We start from the raw sequence: 18,921 nt of genomic DNA, 5'->3' as shown, positions 1-18,921 counted from the left end.
GCGTCGCGTGCCGCAGTGAATCGATGGATGAGCGCTGCCCGCAGGCGCCACACGAAGTCTGAGCTTGACGTGCGTCAGCGTCTGTACGCGCAGGGAATGCGGTATAGCGTTCAGCTCCCAGTACCCGGGCTAGCCGGGCGAACGGGACTGCTGCACGGATGGAGTCTGACCCGCTTCTCCGGACAGTTTCGGTTGGTTGATCATGCCGTGCCTTGAGCGGCGGTGTGGAGGTGCTCGAACTCGATCGGACTGTTGTAGCCGAGGCCGGAGTGACGGCGGAAGGGTTTTAGAAGCCTTCGATCCACTCGAAGATCGCCGCGGCGAGCTCGGCGCACGTGTGCCATTGCTGGCAGTCGAGGAGCTCGCGCTGCATCGAGGACCAGAACGACTCGATCATCGAGTTATCCACGCTGGATGCCACGCGACCCATCGATCCCAGGAGGCCGGTGGCGCGGAGCCGGTGGCCGAAGATCCAGGACTTGTATTGACTTCCTCGGTCCGCATGCACGATGGTGCCAGGCGCGGGACGGCGACGCCACCGTGCCATCTCCAGGGCGTCCACGACCAGCTCGGAGCGCATGTCGTCCGCGACGGACCAGCCCACGACCTGGCGCGTGAACACGTCCAGCACCGCGCAGCAGTACACGCGACCGTCGCCGGTCGGATGCTCGGTGATGTCCGTGCACCACAGCAGGGCCGGGCCCGCGGCGGTGAAGTCGCGGCGCACCAGGTCCTCGTGCGGTGCCGGCGCCGGGCGGTGGCCGCTACGCTTGCGCCGGTGACACACCCCGACCAGGCCCGCATGCCGCATCAATCGGGCGACTCGCTTGCGTCCGCACCGGAGCCGCAGCACGTACCCCCGCATCCCGGGGCCTCGTCGAGTCAGGTCAGCCTGCGTATGAGCAGGGCGAAGCGCAAGGACACTGCCCCTGAGGTCGCGCTGCGTCGGCTGCTGCACGCTCGGGGGCTGCGCTACCGGGTTGCGTGGCCCGTGCCGGGGCAGAGGCGTCGGACGATCGACATCGCTTTCACCCGTGCCAGGGTCGCAGTCTTCGTCGATGGGTGCTTCTGGCATGGCTGCCCTGACCACGGCACCGAGCCGTCCGCGAACAGCGAGTGGTGGGCAAGCAAGCTCGCGGCCAACCGCACCCGGGACCTAGATACCAACGCGGTGTTGGATGCCGCTGGCTGGGCGGTCATCCGTGTGTGGGAGCACGAGAGTCCTCGAGAGGCGGCGGACCGGGTCGCCGCTACGGTCGCAGAGCGGAGCCACGAGCCCTCCGCACGAAGCTCTAGGGCCCAAGTTGAGAGAGACCGCGCTGCGCGTCGGTCCTAGATCACGACGTCCACCACGACTCGAGGCGGCGCTCGGCCGCCATACCTGGTGGGGGCTGCGCCATCGCCGATCCGAGGGGTGCGTCAAAGATCTATCGTTCGACTCCGTGCGCAATGGCGCCAACGACGACGGGGAGCGCTGGGGCGAGTAGGCGGCTACTGCCGCACAGCGCGCCGCCGCAGCTCGCCGATCAGCCACGGGTACGGATCCACCAATGCCGGCCGTTCTGCCCGGATCTGCCGCCCCAGCTCCTGTAGCTCGCCTGCAGCCGTGTAGTACCGCCCTCGCGTCTGACCGTGCGCCTCGAGGAGCCCGGCACGGACGAGCGCACGCAGGTCGCGGCTCGCCGTCTGCTCCTCGATGCCAGCCTGCTTGACGTAGGTCGGCCGCACGACGCGCAGACCGCGCACAGCATCGAACAGCGCGTCGCCCGTCCGTTCATGGAGGCCGTGCTGGGCGATGAGCTCGTCGAGCTCGACCCAGGTCCGGTCGGCCTCGTCGAATCGGCGGCGCAGCGTCTGCGCCTGCATGTGGTGGGCGCGCAGACTGAACTTGATCCACAGCCCCGCGTCGTTCTCGGGGTGCCAGGAGCCCTCGCCGGTGACCGCGAGGACGCGGTAGTAGTCGTCCGTGTTGTTGCCGAGCCATTCCTCGATGCTGGAGAACGTGGGTTCCAGCACGCGGTCCTGGGCGAGCACGAGGGTCTGCAGAGCGCGGGCCATCCGACCGTTGCCGTCCTTGAACGGATGGATCATCACCAGGTTCAAGTGCGCCATCGCGGCGTCGACCAGCGTATCGGTTCCGTCGGTGCGCAGGGAGCGGACCAGTTCGTCGATCAGCCCGGGGACGTCGTCCGCCGACGGTCCTTCATAGACGGTGGCGTCGGCGGCCTCGTCGCGGACGTAGATCGGGCCGGGGCGAAACCGCCCCGGGTCCACGGAGAGATCGTGCTCGAGCAGCATGAAGTGCAGCGACCGCAACGTCTGTGAGTCCACGGTGAACCCGTCGTCGGGCGCCATGCGCAGGATGTACGTCATCATGCGCCGGTAGCCGAGGATCTCGGACCAGGTGCGCTGATCGGCGCTCATCGGGGGTTCGTCGTCCACGGCAGCGAGCGCGTCCTGGTCCGAGACGGTGTAACCCTCGATAGTGTTCGATCCCTGGATGGCGCGTGCCTGCGTCGTTCTCCGCATGCCGCTGGTCCAGCGCCGCGGCGTCCGCAGCATCATGGCGAGCGAGTCCCGTAGGTCGCGGATCTCGGCGACCACACCCGAGTCCTCGAGATCGGTCTCGGGAGTGCGATAGATCGTCGGCACGCGCGTCTCCTCCCGATGACACTATGACTCAATTATTGTGTCATCGACGCCTCCTGTGACGCAATCATTGAGTCATCGCGTCATCCGACCGACCCCGCGCAAGAACTCACGCACCCGTAACACGCCCTCCCTCCAGCGGAAACGCGCCGTCTTTAGCGTCGACTTAACGCGCGCCGTCCGCGGCGCAACCGCCCGAGGACGAAGGGACCAGCGATGAGCGACGCGACGACCACCACGGAACCAGCAGCTCCGCCCGGCAAGCACCCGGTGGACGAGATCCCTCGCCTCGCACGGCTCTTCCCGCTCGGGCTGCAGCACGTGCTCGCCATGTATGCGGGAGCCGTGGCTGTCCCGCTCATCGTGGGCGGCGCCCTGGGCTACTCGGCCGAGGACCTGGCGTTCCTCATCAGCGCGGACCTGTTCGTCGCGGGCATCGCCTCGATCATCCAGTCCGTCGGTTTCTGGCGGTTCGGTGTCCGGCTGCCGCTGATGCAGGGCGTCACGTTCGCCGCCGTCGGCCCGATGATCAGCATCGGCACCACCTACGACATCACCGCGGTCTTCGGCGCCACCATCGCCTGCGGGTTGTTCATGATCCTCGTCGCGCCGTTCTTCTCGGCGCTGCTCCGGTTCTTCCCGCCGCTGGTCACCGGCACGGTCATCCTCATCATCGGCGTCTCGCTCATGGACGTCGCCGCCGGCTGGATCACGAACCAGAACGAGTCCGCCGCGCCGTCGGACCTGGGCCTCGCCGCTGGCACGTTGCTGTTCATCGTGCTGATCGAGCGGTTCGCGCCGCCCGCCATCGCCCGGGTCTCGGTGCTGATCGGCCTCGTGCTAGGCACCCTCGCCGCGCTGCCGATGGGCAAGGTCGACTGGTCGGGCGTGGGCGAGGCCGGCTGGTTCGCCGTCGTCACCCCGCTGCACTTCGGCGTCCCGACCTTCCCGCCGGCCGCCGTGCTCTCGATGCTGGTCGTGGGCCTCGTCATCATGGTCGAGACCACCGGCGACATGATCGCCGTCGGCGAGATCGTCGACAAGAAGGTCACGAAGAAGCGCCTCGCCGACGGCCTGCGCGCCGACGGCCTGTCCACCGTCCTCGGCGGCTTCTTCAACACCTTCCCCTACACGGCGTTCGCCCAGAACGTCGGCCTGGTCAGCCTCACGGGCGTCGCCTCGCGGTTCGTCGCGACGATGGCCGGCCTCATCCTCATCGTCCTCGGTCTGGTGCCGAAGGTGAGCGCCGTCGTCGAGGGCGTGCCCACCGCCGTGCTCGGCGGCGCCGGGATCGCGCTGTTCGGCATGGTCGCGGCCTCGGGCATCCGGTCGCTGACGCGGGTCCGCTTCAACAACAAGAACATCCTGGTGGTGGCCGTCTCCCTCGGCGTCGCGATGCTCCCGACGGTCACGCCCGAGATCTACGCCGAGTTCCCCACCTGGTTCCAGCTCATCTTCGACTCCGGCATCAGCGCCGGGGCGATCACCGCGATCCTGCTCAACCTGCTCCTCAACGGTGACCAGCTCACCGAGCAGGACAGGCAGGACATGGCGCCGCACGACGCCGTCCGCGGCGTGCAGCCCGCCGTGCTGGGCCACGTCTCGCCCCCGGACCCGGCGCCTGCCGAGTCCGACGGCGAGCCGGAGACCGCCGGCGAGACGAGCGAGCGCTCCTGACCGGACCTCTCGTGCCCGACGGCGGAGACGCCGTCGGGCACGAGAGATCGGCCGCGCCCGGCCGAATCGGGCGCTGTTCAGTAGTCTCATCGTGACTAGGCTCATCGCACCAGGGTTAGCGCGAGCCGCCGCCGTCCTCGGCCAGAACCTCCCCGACCCCGCGCTCCACGAGCGACCCGATCGGCGGGTTCGTCCGCTCCTCCCACAGCGCCACGGCCAGCGCCAGCACCACGATCCCGGCCCCGACCAGCGGCACCGACCGCACGTCGACGAGTGCCACGAGCAGCGCCCCGAGCCCGGACCCGCCGGCGATCCCGAGGTTGAACAGCGACGACGAGATCGCCTGGCCCATGTTCGTCCCGCGCGGCGAGATCAGCAGCACCCGGTGCGACAGCACAGGGGGCACGGTGGAGAACGAGAACCCGAACAGCGCGAGGAACGCCACCGCGGCGACGGGCCACGACCCGAGGGTCCACAGTCCGACGAGCGCCACGACCAGCACGATCATGCCCACCAGGAGCGCGCCCACCGGCCGTCGGTCCAGGAACCGCCCGACCGTCACGGCCCCGACGACACCCGCGCCGCCCTGCAGCAGCAGGAGCACGGGCAGGTCGGACTGGGAGAACCCGGCGACGTCGATGAGGAACTGGGTGACGAACGTGATCATGCCGAACGACCCCGTCACGGCGAGCACGGTGACGACCATGAGCGAGACGTACCGCCTCATCGAGGGGAACGGCGCTTCGCTCGCCCCGCCGGACCGCGGCGACACCGCCGGGAACAGCACGATGACGACGACCATGATGACCGCGGACACGGCGGCGACGGCGGCGAACGACCACCGCCACGACGTCGCCTCGCCGAGCCACGTACCGGCCGGCACGCCGAGCACGGGGCCGAGCGAGTTGCCGATCGCCAGCCGGGCCATCGCCCGGCCGCGGACGCCGGGCGGGAACAGCCCGGCGGTCGCCGGGACGACGGCGACCCAGAACAGCGCCTGCGCCATGGCGGTCACCACGCGCGCCGCCATGAGCTGCTCGTACGACGGCGTCAGCGCGGCCCACAGGGTCGCCACCGCGGCGACGCCCGCACAGGCGGCGAGCACCCAGCGGCGCTGCAGGTGCCGGGTCAGGTGCGCCAGCGGCACCGAGGTCACCAGGACGACGAGCGCGTAGACGGTCACGAGCAGCCCGATGGCGGCCGTGGTGCGGTCGAGGTCGGGCGCCATGAGCGTGAGCAGGCCTGCGGGGAGCTGTTCGACGGTGACGAACAGGAACGTCGACGAGGCCATCGCCAGCAGGATGACGGTGGCGCGGCGGGGGTCGACGGTGGGCCCGGCAGTACTCATCGAATCGATTCTACGAGTCGTCGCGTCACGTCGCTCCGACGAGCCCTCAAGGCACGGTCGGCGAGGAGAGAGGGAGGGTCAGGGGCGCTTCCAGTCGCTGTCGAGCATCCCGTAGACCAGGGTGTCGGTCCACTCGCCCTTGGACCACCAGTCCGCGCGCAGGTAGCCCTCGCGCTGCATCCCGACGCGCTCGCAGAGCTTCGCCGACGCCGTGTTGCGGGCGTCGAGCTGGGCCACCACGCGGTGCATCCGGTACCGGTCGAACGCGATCGCCAGCAGCGACCGCAGCGCCTCGGTCGCGTACCCCTTGCCGGTGTGCTGCGGGTGGAACGCCCAGCCGACCTCGCCGCGCGAGGACGTGTCCCCGGTCGTCCACAGGGCGATGTCGCCGACGACGACCCCCTCGTGCTCCACGACCAGCGCCAGCGCCGACCCCGGCTCGTGGATCCCGTCGCGCAGCATCCGCCGCGCGACGTTGACCTCGGCCTCCTCGCGCGTCCACGGCTCCTCGAGCAGGAACCGGGCGACCTCCGGGTCGCTGTAGTACGCGAGCATCGGCTCGACGTCGCCCTCCCGATAGGTGCGCAGCACCAGGCGGCTCGTCCGCACAGGCAGGACGGCGCGCAGGGGAGCGGTCGGTTCGGTCACGGTTCGGAACCCTAACCCGCCGCGGCGACGCTCACCCGCCACGGGACCCGCCGTCGGAGGCGAAATTCCGTGGCGCCCGCGCCATGCTCCGGTCATCGTGGAGTCATGTCGTGGCACATCGTCGAGGCCCCGCACGCGGACGGCCCCGACCACCCGGACGCGTGGGCCTACCGCGGGATCGCGGAGGTCGAGCGCGCGGTCTCCCTCGCCGACCGCGGCCTCGCCGACGGCGCCCCCACGGCGCGGGAGATCGCGGTCGCCATGGCCGACCAGACCTACCGCCGCCGCCACCGCCTCGTCGCGGTGGACGACGGCGCCACACCGGCCGACGGCGGCACCCCGGCGGGTGGGCCGCGCGTCCTGGGCCACGGGGTCGTCGGCTGCGACCTGCTCGACAACGTCGACGTCGCCGACGTGCATGTCGCCGTCCACCCGGGCCACCGGGGCCGGGGGATCGGTGCGGCGCTGGCGGACGCCGTCGTCGACCGGGCTCGTGCCGAGGGCCGGTCCCGTCTCCTGGCCGAGGTCGAGTTCGCCGCCGAACCGGCCGCCGACGCGCCGGACGCCGTCGTCGCCCCCACCGGCAACGGCCGGATCTCGGCCGGCCTGCCCGGGCTCCGGCTCGCCCGCGCGGCCGGCCTGGACCTGAAGATGATCGCCCGCCGCTCCGTCCTCGACCTGCCCGCCGACGCCGACGTCGTCGCCCGCCTCGAGCAGGAGGCGCGCGCCGCCGCGGGCCCGGACTACCGGCTGCACGTGTGGGAGGACGACCTCCCCGACCGGTGGCTCGACGGGTACGCCGCCCTCGTCGAGCGGCTGACCATCGACGAGCCCAACCCGGGTCTCGACCTCGAGCCCGAGCACTGGGACGCCGCCCGGTTGCGCTACGAGATCGAGCAGGCCCGCGCCGTGGGGAGCCGGTTCGTCACCACCTGCGCCGAGCACGTGCCCACCGGCGAGCTCGTCGCGGCGACGCTGCTCGACCACGACCCGCAGCACCCGTCCTACTCCGACCAGCAGACCACCGTCGTCCTGCCCGAGCACCGGGGCCACCGGCTCGGGATGCTGGTCAAGTGCGCCAACCTGCGCGAGCACGCCCGGCGATGGCCCGCCGTCCAGCGCATCTGGACGTGGAACAACGAGGACAACCCGCACATGCTCGCGATCAACGTCGCGATGGGGTTCCGGCCGGCGGGCGGCTCGGCGGTCCTCGACGCCGCCCTCGCCGACGTGCGCCCGCTGTCACGTTGAGGCGACGGGTCGGAACGGCATCACATCGGCAGTTCGTGGCCGGATCGGCAGTTCAAAGTGCCGACCCGGCCACGAACTGCCGATCCGATGCCGACCTGACGCCGACAAGACGCCCCGTCAGCGCAGAACGGCCCCCACCGTCAGAGCCGGAACTCGGCCACGACGCCTGCGTGGTCCGAGAGCCAGAAGGGCGGCGCCCCCTGGAACGGCTGGTCCCCGACGAGCTCGGCCCGGCTCCCGTCCGACCGCGCGGCCCCTCGGGAGAGGACGAGGTCGATCCGATGGTCCAGCGTCGACACCGGGTTGTTGAGCGCCCCGGGGGCCAGCGGCGGCGTGTTCGACCGCTGGCAGCAGGTGAAGCCCGCGCCCAGCACGTCCTCGTCCCAGGCGTCGCGGAGCTTGCCCGGTGCGGTGAGCTGCGCGTAGCTCGTCGTCGTCGACCCGTCGGCAGCGGAGTTGACGTCGCCCACCACGATGACCGTGCCGCCGCGCGCCGGGCCGGCCAGGAGCTCGGCCGCCTGGGCCTGCTGGATCTCCGGGAAGGCTGCGATCTCGAGGTGGGTCGTGACGAAGCGGAACGGCTGTCCGTCCAGGGTCGCGTCGATGCTGGCCCACCCCCGGTCGAAGGAGATATCACCGGCCGGGGTGTCGAAGGCCCCCTGCGCCGCGTACCGACCGCTGCGGGGGTCGTCCCAGCGCAGACCGGGCGTGTCGTCGTTGACGAGGATGACGTCCCGGTCGTCCAGCTGCACCGTGCACGTGACGAAGGGAGGCGTGGGGACCAGGCAGCCGGGGAGCGCCAACGGGACCGGTCCGATCGAGGCGTTCTCCGACACCGCGGCGACCGAGTAGTCCAGACCGCGCGCGTCGAGCGAGGCCTGGAGGATCGCCAGGAAGTCGTAGCCCGCCGGGGCGCCGGGGCCCGTGGTGGTCCAGCGGGCGACCTCCTGGAGGCCGATCAGGTCCGGGCCGTGCGCCTCGATCTCGTCGGCGACGGCCTCGGCACGGGCCGGGAAGTCGGTGTACTGGACCGTAGCGTACATCTGGGCCACGGCCGTGACGAGCTGGTCCGGCGTCGTCGCCGCCAGGGCGGGGTCCAGGCTGGTCCCCACGTAGAGGTTCTGGGTCATGACCACCAGGTCGTCCCCGCCTGCCGGCGTGGCCTGGGCGGGCGCCGTGGGGACGGCCGCGAGCAGGGCCACGGCCAGGGCGGCCAGCAGCGTGCGGACACGGGTGGGCTGTCGAGTCGGGATGCTCCGTCGCATCACGGCCGCCTTTCGACGAGACCGGCTCCCTGCCGGAGTGGCGGGGGCTCGGCGAGACTCATTCTGCTCCGGCGCTGCCGCGCTCGCAGCGGATCCGCGCAGAGCCCTCGACACCACGCGTTCGGCACGGGCGCGTAGCGTGGGGGGCATGGCCGACCGACTCCGCTCCGCCACGTCCCCCTACCTGAGGCAGCACGCCGACAACCCGGTCGACTGGTGGCCGTGGAGCGAGGCCGCCTTCGCCGAGGCCCGCCGTCGCGACGTGCCCGTCCTGCTCTCCGTCGGCTACGCCGCCTGCCACTGGTGCCACGTCATGGCGCACGAGTCCTTCGAGGACGACGAGGTCGCCGCGGTGATCAACGAGCACTTCGTGCCGATCAAGGTCGACCGTGAGGAGCGCCCCGACGTCGACGCCGTCTACATGGCCGCCACCACGGCCATGACCGGGCAGGGCGGCTGGCCGATGACGGCGTTCCTCACGCCGGACGCCGAGGCCTTCCACTGCGGCACCTACTTCCCGCGCGAGCAGTTCCTCGAGGTGCTCGGCGCCGTCCGGGACGCCTGGGCCGACGCCCGCGACGCCGTCACCCAGCGCGCCGGCGCCGTCACCGAGGCCGTCGCGCAGACCACGGCGGGCATGCCGGCCGCACCCCTGGACGACGCCGAGCTCGCCGCCGCCGTGCAGACCCTGCGCGGCGAGGCGGACACCACGCACGGCGGGTTCGGCGGTGCCCCCAAGTTCCCGCCGTCGATGACCCTCGACCACCTGCTGCGCCACCATGCCCGCACCGGCGACCCCGAGGCGCTGGAGATCGTCGAGCGCACCTGCACCGCGATGGCCCGCGGCGGCATCTACGACCAGCTCGGCGGCGGGTTCGCCCGCTACGCCGTCGACGCCGCCTGGGTCGTGCCGCACTTCGAGAAGATGCTGGCCGACAACGCCCAGCTCCTCGGCGTCTACGCCCGCTGGTGGCGCGCCACGGGCTCGCCGCTCGCCGAGCGCGTCGCCCAGGAGACCGCGAGCTTCATCCTGCGCGACCTGGCGACCTCCACGCGCGGCTTCGCCTCGTCCCTCGACGCCGACACGGTGGTCGACGGTCGCGGCGTCGAGGGCCTCACCTACGTCTGGACGCCCGCCCAGCTGCGCGAGGTCCTCGGGGACGACGACGGCGACCGCGCCGCGCAGGTCCTCGGCGTCACCGAGCAGGGCACCTTCGAGCACGGCACCTCCACGCTGCAGATGCCGACCGACCCCGACCCGGAGTGGTGGGCCGACGTCCGGGCCCGGCTGCGCATCGCCCGCCTGGAGCGCCCGCAGCCGCACCGGGACGACAAGGTCGTCACCGCCTGGAACGGCATCGCGATCGCGACCCTCGCCGACGCCGGCGCCATGATGGACCAGCCGCTGTGGGTGGCCGCCGCCCGCCACTGCGCCTCGTTCCTGCTCGCCGAGCACGTCGTCGAGGGGCGGCTGCGGCGGGCGTCCCGCGGCGGCCTCGTCGGGGACGCGCTGGCTGTCGCCACCGACTACGGCGACCTGGCGCGCGGGCTGCTGTGCCTGCACCAGGCCACCGGCGAGGCGCAGTGGCTCGACTCCGCGGTGCACCTGCTGGACAGCGCGATCGAGCTGTTCGCGGGGGAGAACGGCAGCTTCTACGACGTCGGCTCCGACGCCGAGCGCCTCGTCGTGCGCCCCCGCGACCCCAGCGACGGCCCCGAGCCGTCGGGCCAGTCGGCGATGGCCGAGGCGCTGTTCACCGCCGCCGCGCTCACCGGGTCCGAGCGGTACCGCCGGCTCGCCGAGGACGCCGTGCGGGCCTCCGGCACCCTCGCCCGGCGCGCCCCCCGGTTCGCCGGCGGGGTCCTCGCCGCCGCCGAGGCGCTCGCGGACGGGCCGCGGCAGGTCGCCGTGGTCGGGGCGCGGGCCGGCGGCGACGGCGGTGTGCTCCTGGACGCGAGCCGCGCCGGGATCGGGGTACGCCACGTGGACGACGACGTCGGGTCCGGCCGGGCGGCCGAGCTGCTGCACGCCGCACGTCGTGCGCACACCGCGGGCGCCGTCGTCGTCCCCGGGATGCCGGACATGTCCGGGGTGCCGCTGCTCGCCGACCGGCAGCTCGTGGACGGCGAACCCGCCGCCTACGTGTGCCGCGGGTTCGTGTGCGACCGGCCGGTGACCACCCCCGAGGAGCTCACCGCGGTCCTCGAACGCTGACCCGCGACCGGTCGACAGAGCCGGCGGCCCAGGTCTCGGGACGGCCCGGTCAGGGCAGCGTGAGGGCGTCCAGGTCGCCGAGCGAGCCGTCGAAGACGTTCATGTCGATGTGCTCCTCCTCGCCGACGTACCCGTCCAGGTGGTCCCGGTCGGAGTACTGCCAGAACTCCCAGCGCTCGCGCGGCAGGTCCGGGGTGAGCGCGACCGACCGGATCCACAGGGGGTACCGGTCGTAGTCGTCGCCGAGGTAGGAGCTGCGCAGCTCCTGGGTCGTGTAGATGATCGGCGGCGCGCCGTAGTGCGCCTCGAGGTCGGCCAGCAGGGGGTCGAGGATGCCGCGCAGCTCGTCCCGGCTCGGCGGGTCGGTGAGGAACTCGCCGTAGTACTCCACGTCCACCACGGGCGGCAGCGTGCCGGCGTCGGCCGGCACCTGGGAGACGACGTGCGCCGCCTGGCGCTCCCCGGGGCTCTCGAAGCTGAGGAAGTGGTAGGCGCCGACCACCAGGTCCGTGCTCCGTGCACCGTCCCAGTTGGCCGCGAACCGCTCGTCGACGTGGCTGGAGCCCTCGGTGGCCTTGAGGAACGCGAAGTCGAGGTCCTGGGCGGCCAGCACCGGCCAGTCGATCTCGCCCTGGTAGCTCGAGACGTCGACGCCGCGCACCTCGTAGCCGCCGACCAGGAACCGGTTCGGCCACACCACGCCGTTCCACACCAGCACCGCCAGCACGCCCGTCACCAGCGCGAGCGCGCCGAGCCCCGCCGTCCACCGCAGCCACCGCCGTCGTCCGGCCCTCCGCACGCCCATGCGTCGATCCTCGCAGGTCGTGGCGGCACTCCGGTCCGGGCGGACAGACGACGCCGGGGTCGGCTGCAGAGTGTCCGATAGAGTGGCTGCAAAATGTAGCCTGGAGTGTCTGCAGAATGTCGCGCATCGCGATGCGCCCGATGTCGCTCGCCGAGTCGGGCGAGTCGACGGCGTCGACCTCCCTCGCCGCTCTGCTCGACGGTGAAGCCGTCCCCCCGGGCTCCTCTCAGATCGCCGTCGCGGACCTCGCCCAGCTGATCGTTCGTGGAGGGTGGCCCCTGCACCTGGGGATGGCCGACGACGCGGCGGCGCAGGCCGCCGTGGACTATCTGGCCTCGATCGCGCAGGACGACCTGTCCCGGCTCGACTCCGCACGCCGGGACCCGTCACGAGCCAGCCGGGTGCTGCATGCGCTCGCTCGCCACACCGCCGGTGAGCTCGTCGTGGAAAGGCTGACCCGGGAGATCGACGGCCCCGACGGGCCGCTGGCGCGGACGACCGTCTACGACTACCTGCGCGACCTGCGTCGACTTCTCGTCCTGGAGGATCAGCCGGCGTGGGCTCCGCACCTGCGTTCCCGCGCCCGCTTGCGTTCGAGGTCGCGCGTCCACCTCGTCGACCCGTCGCTGGCCGCTGCCGCGCTCGGTGCTGATGCCGACGGACTCCGCTCCGACCTCAGATCTCTCGGACTGCTCTTCGAGTCCCTGGTGGTCCGCGACCTGCGGTGCTACGCCGACAGCATCGACGCGACCGTGTCGCACTACCGGGACTCCGACGATCTTGAGGTGGATGCCGTCGTGCAGCGCCGCGACGGCGCCTTCGCCGCGTTCGAGGTGAAGCTCGGGCAGAGCCAGGTCGAGGAGGCGGCGACGAACCTCCTGCGTCTGGCGAGGAAACTCGACGTCGAGCGGACCGGACGTCCTGCTGCCCTGGTCGTCGTGACCGGCGCCGGGTACGCCTACCAACGCCCGGACGGTGTGGCCGTCGTGCCGATCGGCACCCTCGGGCCGTGAGGCGCGGCGCCCGGTGTGCGTCGATCCTCGCAGGTCGTGGGGCAGGTCACGGAACCCGCCGTCGCGGCCGTTCGTTGGCCCGGACGACCCCGCCCGTCCACCCCGAAGGACCTCTCACATGCCTGCGCCCGCCACCGCCGTCCCGCCGCTGACCGGCCTCGGCCGCCTCTTCGCCGTCGTCGCCTGGGTCGAGGCCTTCACCTGGGCCGGGCTGCTCGTGGGCATGTACCTCGAGCACGTCGCGGGCGTCACCGACCTCGGCGTCTGGCTGTTCGGGCGGCTGCACGGCGGGGCGTTCGTCGCGTACGGCGTCGTCGCGCTGGTCGTCGCCGTGCGGTACCGGTGGGGGCTGTGGCGCACCCTCGCGGCGCTCGCCGCCGCGGTCCCGCCGCTGACGACGATCCTCGCCGAGGTGTGGCTGCGCCGTACCGGCCACCTGGTCGCCCCGGAGGCGCGCGTCGAGCCGCGTCGGGCGGTCAGGGCACTGTGATCTCCTCGCCGACGGCGGGCCGCACCGTGCGGGTCACGCCCTCGCGCTGCAGCGAGGTCAGCACGCGGTCGGCGATCGACAGGCCCGTGTCGTTGAGCAGCCCGTCGTGCACGCCGACGACGGTGTGCGGCGCGATCTCGCGGACGTACCGGACGAGGTCCACGGCCCGCAACCACGGGGCGTCGACCGGGGTGACCAGCACGGGGACCGGCCCGTCCCAGGGTGTGTGCCGGTCGCCGGTGACGAGGACCGTCCCGGCGACGAAGTAGGAGAGGTTCTCCGGCCCGGCCGTCTCGGGGTGCATCGCGGCGTGCTCCCCGCCTCCGACGACGACGTCGAGCCCGGCGACGGACACCTCGTCGCCGGGGGAGAGGACCTGCCACCGCGCGGCGGTCTCCGCGTCGAGCGCGGCGCGCACCGAGGCCGGTCCGAGGACCGGGATCCCGCGCCCCAGCGCCTCGGTCAGGACCTTGGGATCGGCGTGGTCGGGGTGCTCGTGCGTGACCAGCACGGCGTCGACCCGGTCGAGGTCGGGTGCGGGCCAGAATTCCCCCGGGTCGATCAGGACCCGGCCGCCGTCGGCCACGATCTCGAGGCAGGCGTGGTGGTGCGTGACGATCCGCAACGCTGGCTCGGTCATGCCTCCCGACCCTAGCGCCGGCGCGCTCCGACGCGCGCTCCGATGGCCCTCGGGTTAGCGTGCCAAGAGCAACTGCTGCTCGGGGCGCGCAGGTCAGGCGCTGCGGGCGTCGCCGACGGAGTGGGAGCTGTCATGACGCGTGCTGCTCGGGAGATCCGCCGCCCCGCCCGTCGTGCCACGGCACGCCTGGGAGCCCTGGCCGTCGCTGCGGGGCTCGTGGGCGCCGTGTCCGTCAGCCCGGCCCAGGCCGTCGTCGAGCGGTACGACCCCTTCGCGGTGAACCAGGGCTTCTCCGCCGTGGCCACCGGCGACGCCCGGCTGAACAACGGCGAGTTCGAGGGGTCGGTCGCCGCGTTCGGCAGCCTGTCGACGACCAGCCAGAACTACCCGTTCATCCACCAGGCCGCGGGCAGCCCGGACTACACCGTGCCGAGCGTCGACGGCGACCCGGTGCGGGTGCTCGCGGACCGGTTCACCGGCACCGGGACCGTCGTGGTGACCAACCGCGACGACTCGGGCACGATCGCCCCGGACTCGCCCGAGGCCACCGCGACCGCGAAGCTCGTGGACCTCGCCGGCGTCTCGGCGGCCGAGCGGGGCTCGGGGTACACGCGGCTGACCAACGCCGCCGGCGGTCTCCTCGACCTGGAGTCGCTCCCCTACGACGCGGCCACCTGGCAGGACGCGGTGGCGACCGAGCGCGGGAGCGTCGCCGACTACTTCGGTGACCTGGACGCCCAGGTGGCGCAGACGAACCAGTGCCTGGCCGCCCTGTACCTCGACCCCGAGCTGGGCCACGAGGTCACGGTCACCGGCGACGCGAACCTGACCTACCTCTCCGACGTCAGCGACAGCGTGCCGAACTGGCTCGACTACGAGGACGTCGCCGGCACCGTCGTCAAGCTCGACCAGGTCGGCGGATGGCGCCCGACGGCGCAGGCGCCGCTGGTCGTCCGCGTCTCGGACCCGACCACGACGATCGGCCCGCTGAACATCGAGGGCTGGAACGACCAGGAGCTCTCGCGCTACATCCTGCTCGACCTGTCCGAGGTCACGGGCCCGGTCACGATCGACGGGCTCGAGTACGGCGCGGTGTGGGCCCCGGGGGTGGACGTCGTCTACACCTCGTCCCGGACGACCAACGGGCAGTGGTTCGTCGACGACTTCACCACCGGCGGTGAGAACGGCGGAGGCGGTGGCGAGATGCACCATCTCGCGTTCGCCGGTGAGCTGCTCTGCGACGTCGACGACCCCGCGATCACCTCGCAGGCCGCGGTCGCGGACTCCGCGGACGGCCTGCTCCCCGCGGACGGCGGCACCGTGGTCGACACGGTCTCGTACACGGGCCTGGAGCCCGGCACGGAGTACACCGTGACCGCCACGGTCTGGACGGCCGACGGCACGGACACCGGGATCACCGCGACCACGACGTTCACGCCTGCTGCCCCCAGCGGCAGCGTCGACGTCGAGATCCCGGTGACCGCCGAGCAGGCCGCGCCGTTCGCGGGCCAGGACCTGGTGATCTTCCAGACCGTGACCCTGGGTGGCGACGAGGTGGCGAGCCACGAGGACCTGGACGACCCGGACCAGACGGTCACCGTGGCACCGATCCCCGCGACGGGCGGGTTCGACGTCGTCAAGCTGCTCGCCGGCGACGCGGCCTCGCTGGTGGACCCGTCGGTGACGTTCCTCGTCGCGTGGAGCGTGACCGCGGGACCCTCGATCGGTCGCTCCGGGACGCTCGAGGTGCCGGCCGACGGCACCGTCGTCGCAGGGCCCGACGACCTGCACGCCGGGGACGTGGTGACCTTCGCCGAGCCCGTCGCTCCGGACATCGCGGGGACCGTGCAGACCTCCGCCGTCATCTCCCCCGCGACCCTGACGATCGACGTGTCCGGCCCGACGACGCCGGTCGTGCGGCTGACCAACACCTACGACATGGCCGACGCCACCTTCACGATCCGCAAGGAGGTCACCGGGGACGCCGCCGACCTGGTGCCGCCGGGCACGACCTTCGACGTCGACTGGGAGGTCACCGCCGGTCCGGACGCGGGGGAGTCCGGCACGCTGACCGTGCCCGCGGACGGCACGGTGGTGGACGGACCGACGCTCTCGCACGGGGACTCGGTGACCTTCTCCGAGCCCGACCTGCCGACGGTCGACGGCGTCGTGTGGGGCACGCCGACCGTCGACCCCGACCCGCTGGTGCTGTCCGCGGCAGGTGCCGTCGACGTCACCGTCACGAACGAGGCCGTCCCCGAGCAGGTCGAGGGCGGCTCGATCGAGGTCGCCAAGGAGCTGACCGGTGACGGGGCCGTCGTCGTCTACCCGGACGTCGACTGCGTCCCCGACGGCAACCAGGGCGGCGGCAACGACGGCGAGTGCGAGGACCCGCCCACGTACGAGATCACCTGGACGGTCACCGAGGGGCCCTCGGCCGGCCGCACCGGCACGGTCGCCGTGCCGGGGGACGGCAGCCCGGTGGAGCTCCCCGGCGCGGGCGAGGACCCGTTCGTCGTGGGCGACGTCGTCGAGCTCGGCGAGGTCGTCGGCCCGGACACCGCGGGCGCGGAGCTCACCGGCGTGACCTTCGACCCCAGCACCGTGGTGATCGTGCCCGGTCCGGGCGACACGGCGACGGTCGACGTGACCAACAGCTACGCGCTCGCCGAGGTGCTGTTCCGCGCCCACAAGGTGGTCGACGGCCCGGGGGCGGACCTGGTCCCGGACGACGCGACCTTCCCCCTGCACTTCGAGGTCGTCGACGGCCCCTCGACCGGTGTGAGCGGCACGGTCGCGCTCCCCGGCGACGGCACGGTCGTGGACGGGCCGACCCTGCGGCACGGCGACGTCGTCGAGGTCCGGGAGGGGTCGCTGCCGGTCGTCGACGGGGTGGTCTGGGGCGAGGTGACGGTGGACCCGACCGAGCTCACCCTCGACGCCGCCACCGAGGTCGTCGACGTCACGGTCACCAACACCGCCGACGTCGTGCCGACCCTGTCCTCCGAGGTCTCCGTGACCGACCCGGCGCCGGGGGCCCGCCTCGCGTACTCCGGCGGCTCCGTCGTCGACACCGTCCGCTACACGGGTCTGGAGCCCGGCGTCGAGCACACGGCGGCGGGGCTCCTGGTGACACCGGACGGCACGTCCACGGGGATCACGGCGGGTCCGGTGACCTTCGTGCCGGACGCGGCCGACGGCACCGTCGACATCACCTTCGCGCTCACCCCGCAGCAGGTCGACGAGTACGCGGACCAGCAGCTCGTCGCGCTGCAGGCCGTGCGGCGCGACGGCGAGGTCGTCGCGGTGCACGCCGACCCGACCGACGCGGCGCAGACCTTCGTCGTCGCCCCGGCACCGACCCTCTCCTCGCAGGTGGCCGTGGTCGGTGCGGAGTCCGCGACCCTCGGGCCCGACGGCGGCACGGTGGTCGACACCATCGGCTTCACCGGGCTCACCCCCGGGCTCGAGTACACCGTGGCCGGAGCTCTCGTCACCGAGGACCTGGTCTCCACCGGCGTCGTGGGCGCGACGACCTTCGTGCCCGACACCCCGGACGGGACCGTCGAGGTCGTCTTCGAGGTCACCTCGGCGCAGGCAGCCGCGCTGGCCGGGAGCCCTGTGGTCGCGTTCCAGGGCGTGTTCCTCGACGGCGAGCTCGTCGTGGCCCACACGGACCCGGACGACGCCGCACAGACCCTCGAGGTCGCGAGCCCGACCCCCACGCCCAGCCCGACCCCCACGCCTGGCCCGACCATTACTCCCCAGCCGCCCAGCCCGCAGCCGTTCCCCCTGCCCAGCCCCGACCCGACCACCCCGGCACCGGTGCCCACCGCGCCCGACGGCGGCGGCGACCTCCCGGTCACCGGGCCCGGGGCGGTGGGCGCCCTCCTGGCGGTCGCGGTGCTCAGCCTGCTGGCCGGGCTGGGCCTGCTGCGGTGGCGCCGTCGGACCCTGGGCTGACCTGACCCGGCGGCCCGGGGCTCAGCGCCCGTCGAGCATCGCCGCGAGTACCTGGACGACGCCGTGGTCGGCGTTGCCCGGGGCCGTGTGCGCGGCGCGGGCCAGCACGTCCGGGTGGGCGCCGGCCATCGCGTACGACCAGTCGGCGGCGTCGAGCATCTCGAGGTCGTTGAGGTAGTCCCCGAACGCCACCGTCTGCGCCGGGGTGACCCCGAGCGTCGCCTGCAGCCGACGCAGCGCGACCCCCTTGTTCACGCCCGGGTTCATCACGTCGACCCAGTGCGGGCTCGACACGACCACCTGCAGCGTGCCGGCGAGGTGCTCCAGGGAGGGGTAGGTGCCGGTCGCGGAGTCGACGTCGTCGTACACCGCCACCTTGAGCACCTGGTCGTCGATCGCGAGGAGGTCGTCGACCACCGTGAGGTCGGTGTAGTAGGTGCTCACGTGGTCGACGAACCCCGGGTCGGCCCGCTCGACGTAGGCCGAGCGGCGTCCGGCGACGACGGCGCCGCCGCGGACGGGGTCGATGCCGCGCACGGCACGGACGATCGCGCCGACCGCCTCGGGGGCCAGGTCGTCGGTCGCGACGGCCGCCCCGCCGCGGGTCACGTAGGTGCCGTTCTCCGCGATGATCACGAGCTCCTCGTGCCCGGGGGTCCGCTCGGGCGGGAACGCGGCGGCGATGGTGGCGTGCTGTCGTCCCGAGGCCGGCACGAGGGTGATGCCCGCGTCGTGCATCCGGGCCAGCAGCGGCCACAGGCCGTCGGGCACCCGGCCGTCGGGGTCGAGCAGCGTGCCGTCCATGTCGGTGACGACGAGGCGCACGTCGGCCGGGCGGGGAACCGGGGGGAGAGGCATGGGACCAGGATCCCCGATCTCCGGTGCGCCGTCGTCGTCGACCGCCCCGTGGACATTTACCGACCGAGTGGTAGATATTCGTGCTACCGTCGTCGACGG

Annotated in this window: 15 protein-coding genes; 7 read left to right on the top strand and 8 right to left on the bottom strand. The window is 72.6% G+C overall.

Annotated elements, in window-relative coordinates; translation table 11 throughout:
• Window positions 1-286: 286 nt before the first annotated feature.
• Entirely contained in the window at window positions 287-865 is a 579-nt protein-coding gene (locus V5O49_RS15055) for an IS3 family transposase (RefSeq protein ID WP_332902921.1), read from the bottom strand.
• Here V5O49_RS15055 and V5O49_RS17020 point away from each other — a divergent pair.
• Window positions 803-1,336 (top strand): very short patch repair endonuclease, encoded by a 534-nt coding sequence (locus V5O49_RS17020; protein WP_405001189.1) that lies wholly within the window; start codon window positions 803-805, stop codon window positions 1,334-1,336. The genes V5O49_RS15055 and V5O49_RS17020 overlap by 63 nt on opposite strands.
• A 155-nt stretch (window positions 1,337-1,491) precedes the next feature.
• On the opposite strand, the gene V5O49_RS15050 is transcribed toward V5O49_RS17020, so the two are convergent.
• On the bottom strand, window positions 1,492-2,604 hold the full coding sequence (locus V5O49_RS15050) for a Fic family protein (RefSeq protein WP_332902920.1): 1,113 nt from the start codon (window positions 2,602-2,604) through the stop codon (window positions 1,492-1,494).
• 261 nt (window positions 2,605-2,865) lie between these two features.
• Here V5O49_RS15050 and V5O49_RS15045 point away from each other — a divergent pair, with 261 nt between their 5' ends.
• Window positions 2,866-4,326: a nucleobase:cation symporter-2 family protein gene (locus tag V5O49_RS15045; protein WP_332902919.1), complete on the top strand. Its 1,461-nt coding sequence runs from the start codon at window positions 2,866-2,868 to the stop codon at window positions 4,324-4,326.
• Between the two features lie 115 nt (window positions 4,327-4,441).
• Here the strand turns inward: V5O49_RS15045 and V5O49_RS15040 are convergent, their stop codons facing one another.
• Both V5O49_RS15040 and V5O49_RS15035 read right to left on the bottom strand, forming a co-directional pair.
• Window positions 4,442-5,674: an MFS transporter gene (locus V5O49_RS15040; RefSeq protein WP_332902918.1), complete on the bottom strand. Its 1,233-nt coding sequence runs from the start codon at window positions 5,672-5,674 to the stop codon at window positions 4,442-4,444.
• A 78-nt stretch (window positions 5,675-5,752) separates the two neighbouring features.
• Window positions 5,753-6,322: a GNAT family N-acetyltransferase gene (locus V5O49_RS15035; RefSeq protein WP_332902917.1), complete on the bottom strand. Its 570-nt coding sequence runs from the start codon at window positions 6,320-6,322 to the stop codon at window positions 5,753-5,755.
• Between the two features lie 105 nt (window positions 6,323-6,427).
• On the opposite strand from V5O49_RS15035, the gene V5O49_RS15030 reads away from it, so the two are divergent.
• Window positions 6,428-7,573, top strand: coding sequence for a GNAT family N-acetyltransferase (locus V5O49_RS15030; RefSeq protein WP_332902916.1), 1,146 nt, complete (start codon window positions 6,428-6,430; stop codon window positions 7,571-7,573).
• Window positions 7,574-7,713: 140 nt separating this feature from the next.
• Here V5O49_RS15030 and V5O49_RS15025 read toward each other — a convergent pair whose 3' ends face one another.
• Window positions 7,714-8,838, bottom strand: coding sequence for an endonuclease/exonuclease/phosphatase family protein (locus tag V5O49_RS15025; protein ID WP_332902915.1), 1,125 nt, complete (start codon window positions 8,836-8,838; stop codon window positions 7,714-7,716).
• A 148-nt stretch (window positions 8,839-8,986) separates the two neighbouring features.
• Here V5O49_RS15025 and V5O49_RS15020 point away from each other — a divergent pair, with 148 nt between their 5' ends.
• A complete protein-coding gene (locus V5O49_RS15020; RefSeq protein WP_332902914.1) occupies window positions 8,987-11,053 on the top strand; it encodes a thioredoxin domain-containing protein in 2,067 nt (688 codons plus the stop codon).
• 49 nt (window positions 11,054-11,102) lie between these two features.
• Here the strand turns inward: V5O49_RS15020 and V5O49_RS15015 are convergent, their stop codons facing one another.
• Window positions 11,103-11,858: a GH25 family lysozyme gene (locus tag V5O49_RS15015; protein ID WP_332902913.1), complete on the bottom strand. Its 756-nt coding sequence runs from the start codon at window positions 11,856-11,858 to the stop codon at window positions 11,103-11,105.
• 116 nt (window positions 11,859-11,974) lie between these two features.
• Between V5O49_RS15015 and V5O49_RS15010 the strand changes: the two genes are divergently transcribed.
• Window positions 11,975-12,871 carry a DUF4143 domain-containing protein gene (locus tag V5O49_RS15010; protein ID WP_332902912.1) on the top strand — a complete coding sequence of 299 codons (897 nt, stop codon included), beginning with the start codon at window positions 11,975-11,977 and terminating at the stop codon, window positions 12,869-12,871.
• Between the two features lie 118 nt (window positions 12,872-12,989).
• On the top strand, window positions 12,990-13,361 hold the full coding sequence (locus V5O49_RS15005; RefSeq protein ID WP_332902911.1) for a DUF3817 domain-containing protein: 372 nt from the start codon (window positions 12,990-12,992) through the stop codon (window positions 13,359-13,361).
• Here V5O49_RS15005 and V5O49_RS15000 read toward each other — a convergent pair.
• The gene (locus tag V5O49_RS15000) at window positions 13,348-14,001 is read right to left on the bottom strand and encodes an MBL fold metallo-hydrolase (RefSeq protein WP_332902910.1); all 654 of its coding nucleotides are present in this window, start codon (window positions 13,999-14,001) and stop codon (window positions 13,348-13,350) included. The two genes, V5O49_RS15005 and V5O49_RS15000, sit on opposite strands and share 14 nt — an antisense overlap.
• Before the next feature lie 132 nt (window positions 14,002-14,133).
• Here V5O49_RS15000 and V5O49_RS14995 point away from each other — a divergent pair, with 132 nt between their 5' ends.
• Entirely contained in the window at window positions 14,134-17,964 is a 3,831-nt protein-coding gene (locus V5O49_RS14995) for a VaFE repeat-containing surface-anchored protein (protein ID WP_332902909.1), read from the top strand.
• A 21-nt stretch (window positions 17,965-17,985) separates the two neighbouring features.
• Here V5O49_RS14995 and V5O49_RS14990 read toward each other — a convergent pair whose 3' ends face one another.
• Complete coding sequence (locus tag V5O49_RS14990) at window positions 17,986-18,822, bottom strand: Cof-type HAD-IIB family hydrolase (RefSeq protein WP_332902908.1); 837 nt, start codon at window positions 18,820-18,822, stop codon at window positions 17,986-17,988.
• Between the last annotated feature and the right edge of the window lie 99 nt (window positions 18,823-18,921).

The organism is Isoptericola haloaureus, assembly GCF_036689775.1.
Classification (GTDB): domain Bacteria; phylum Actinomycetota; class Actinomycetes; order Actinomycetales; family Cellulomonadaceae; genus Isoptericola; species Isoptericola haloaureus.
This window is presented reverse-complemented; position numbering and strand designations above follow the sequence as displayed.

Bases quoted from the DNA above. Each gene is read 5' to 3' on its own strand.
- V5O49_RS17020 (WP_405001189.1), top strand. From the start codon at position 803: ATGCCGCATCAATCGGGCGACTCGCTTGCGTCCGCACCGGAGCCGCAG.
- V5O49_RS15055 (WP_332902921.1), bottom strand. From the start codon at position 865: ATGCGGGGGTACGTGCTGCGGCTCCGGTGCGGACGCAAGCGAGTCGCC.
- V5O49_RS15045 (WP_332902919.1), top strand. From the start codon at position 2,866: ATGAGCGACGCGACGACCACCACGGAACCAGCAGCTCCGCCCGGCAAG.
- V5O49_RS15040 (WP_332902918.1), bottom strand. From the start codon at position 5,674: ATGAGTACTGCCGGGCCCACCGTCGACCCCCGCCGCGCCACCGTCATC.
- V5O49_RS15030 (WP_332902916.1), top strand. From the start codon at position 6,428: ATGTCGTGGCACATCGTCGAGGCCCCGCACGCGGACGGCCCCGACCAC.
- V5O49_RS15025 (WP_332902915.1), bottom strand. From the start codon at position 8,838: ATGCGACGGAGCATCCCGACTCGACAGCCCACCCGTGTCCGCACGCTG.
- V5O49_RS15020 (WP_332902914.1), top strand. From the start codon at position 8,987: ATGGCCGACCGACTCCGCTCCGCCACGTCCCCCTACCTGAGGCAGCAC.
- V5O49_RS15015 (WP_332902913.1), bottom strand. From the start codon at position 11,858: ATGGGCGTGCGGAGGGCCGGACGACGGCGGTGGCTGCGGTGGACGGCG.
- V5O49_RS15010 (WP_332902912.1), top strand. From the start codon at position 11,975: ATGTCGCGCATCGCGATGCGCCCGATGTCGCTCGCCGAGTCGGGCGAG.
- V5O49_RS15005 (WP_332902911.1), top strand. From the start codon at position 12,990: ATGCCTGCGCCCGCCACCGCCGTCCCGCCGCTGACCGGCCTCGGCCGC.
- V5O49_RS15000 (WP_332902910.1), bottom strand. From the start codon at position 14,001: ATGACCGAGCCAGCGTTGCGGATCGTCACGCACCACCACGCCTGCCTC.
- V5O49_RS14995 (WP_332902909.1), top strand. From the start codon at position 14,134: ATGACGCGTGCTGCTCGGGAGATCCGCCGCCCCGCCCGTCGTGCCACG.
- V5O49_RS14990 (WP_332902908.1), bottom strand. From the start codon at position 18,822: ATGCCTCTCCCCCCGGTTCCCCGCCCGGCCGACGTGCGCCTCGTCGTC.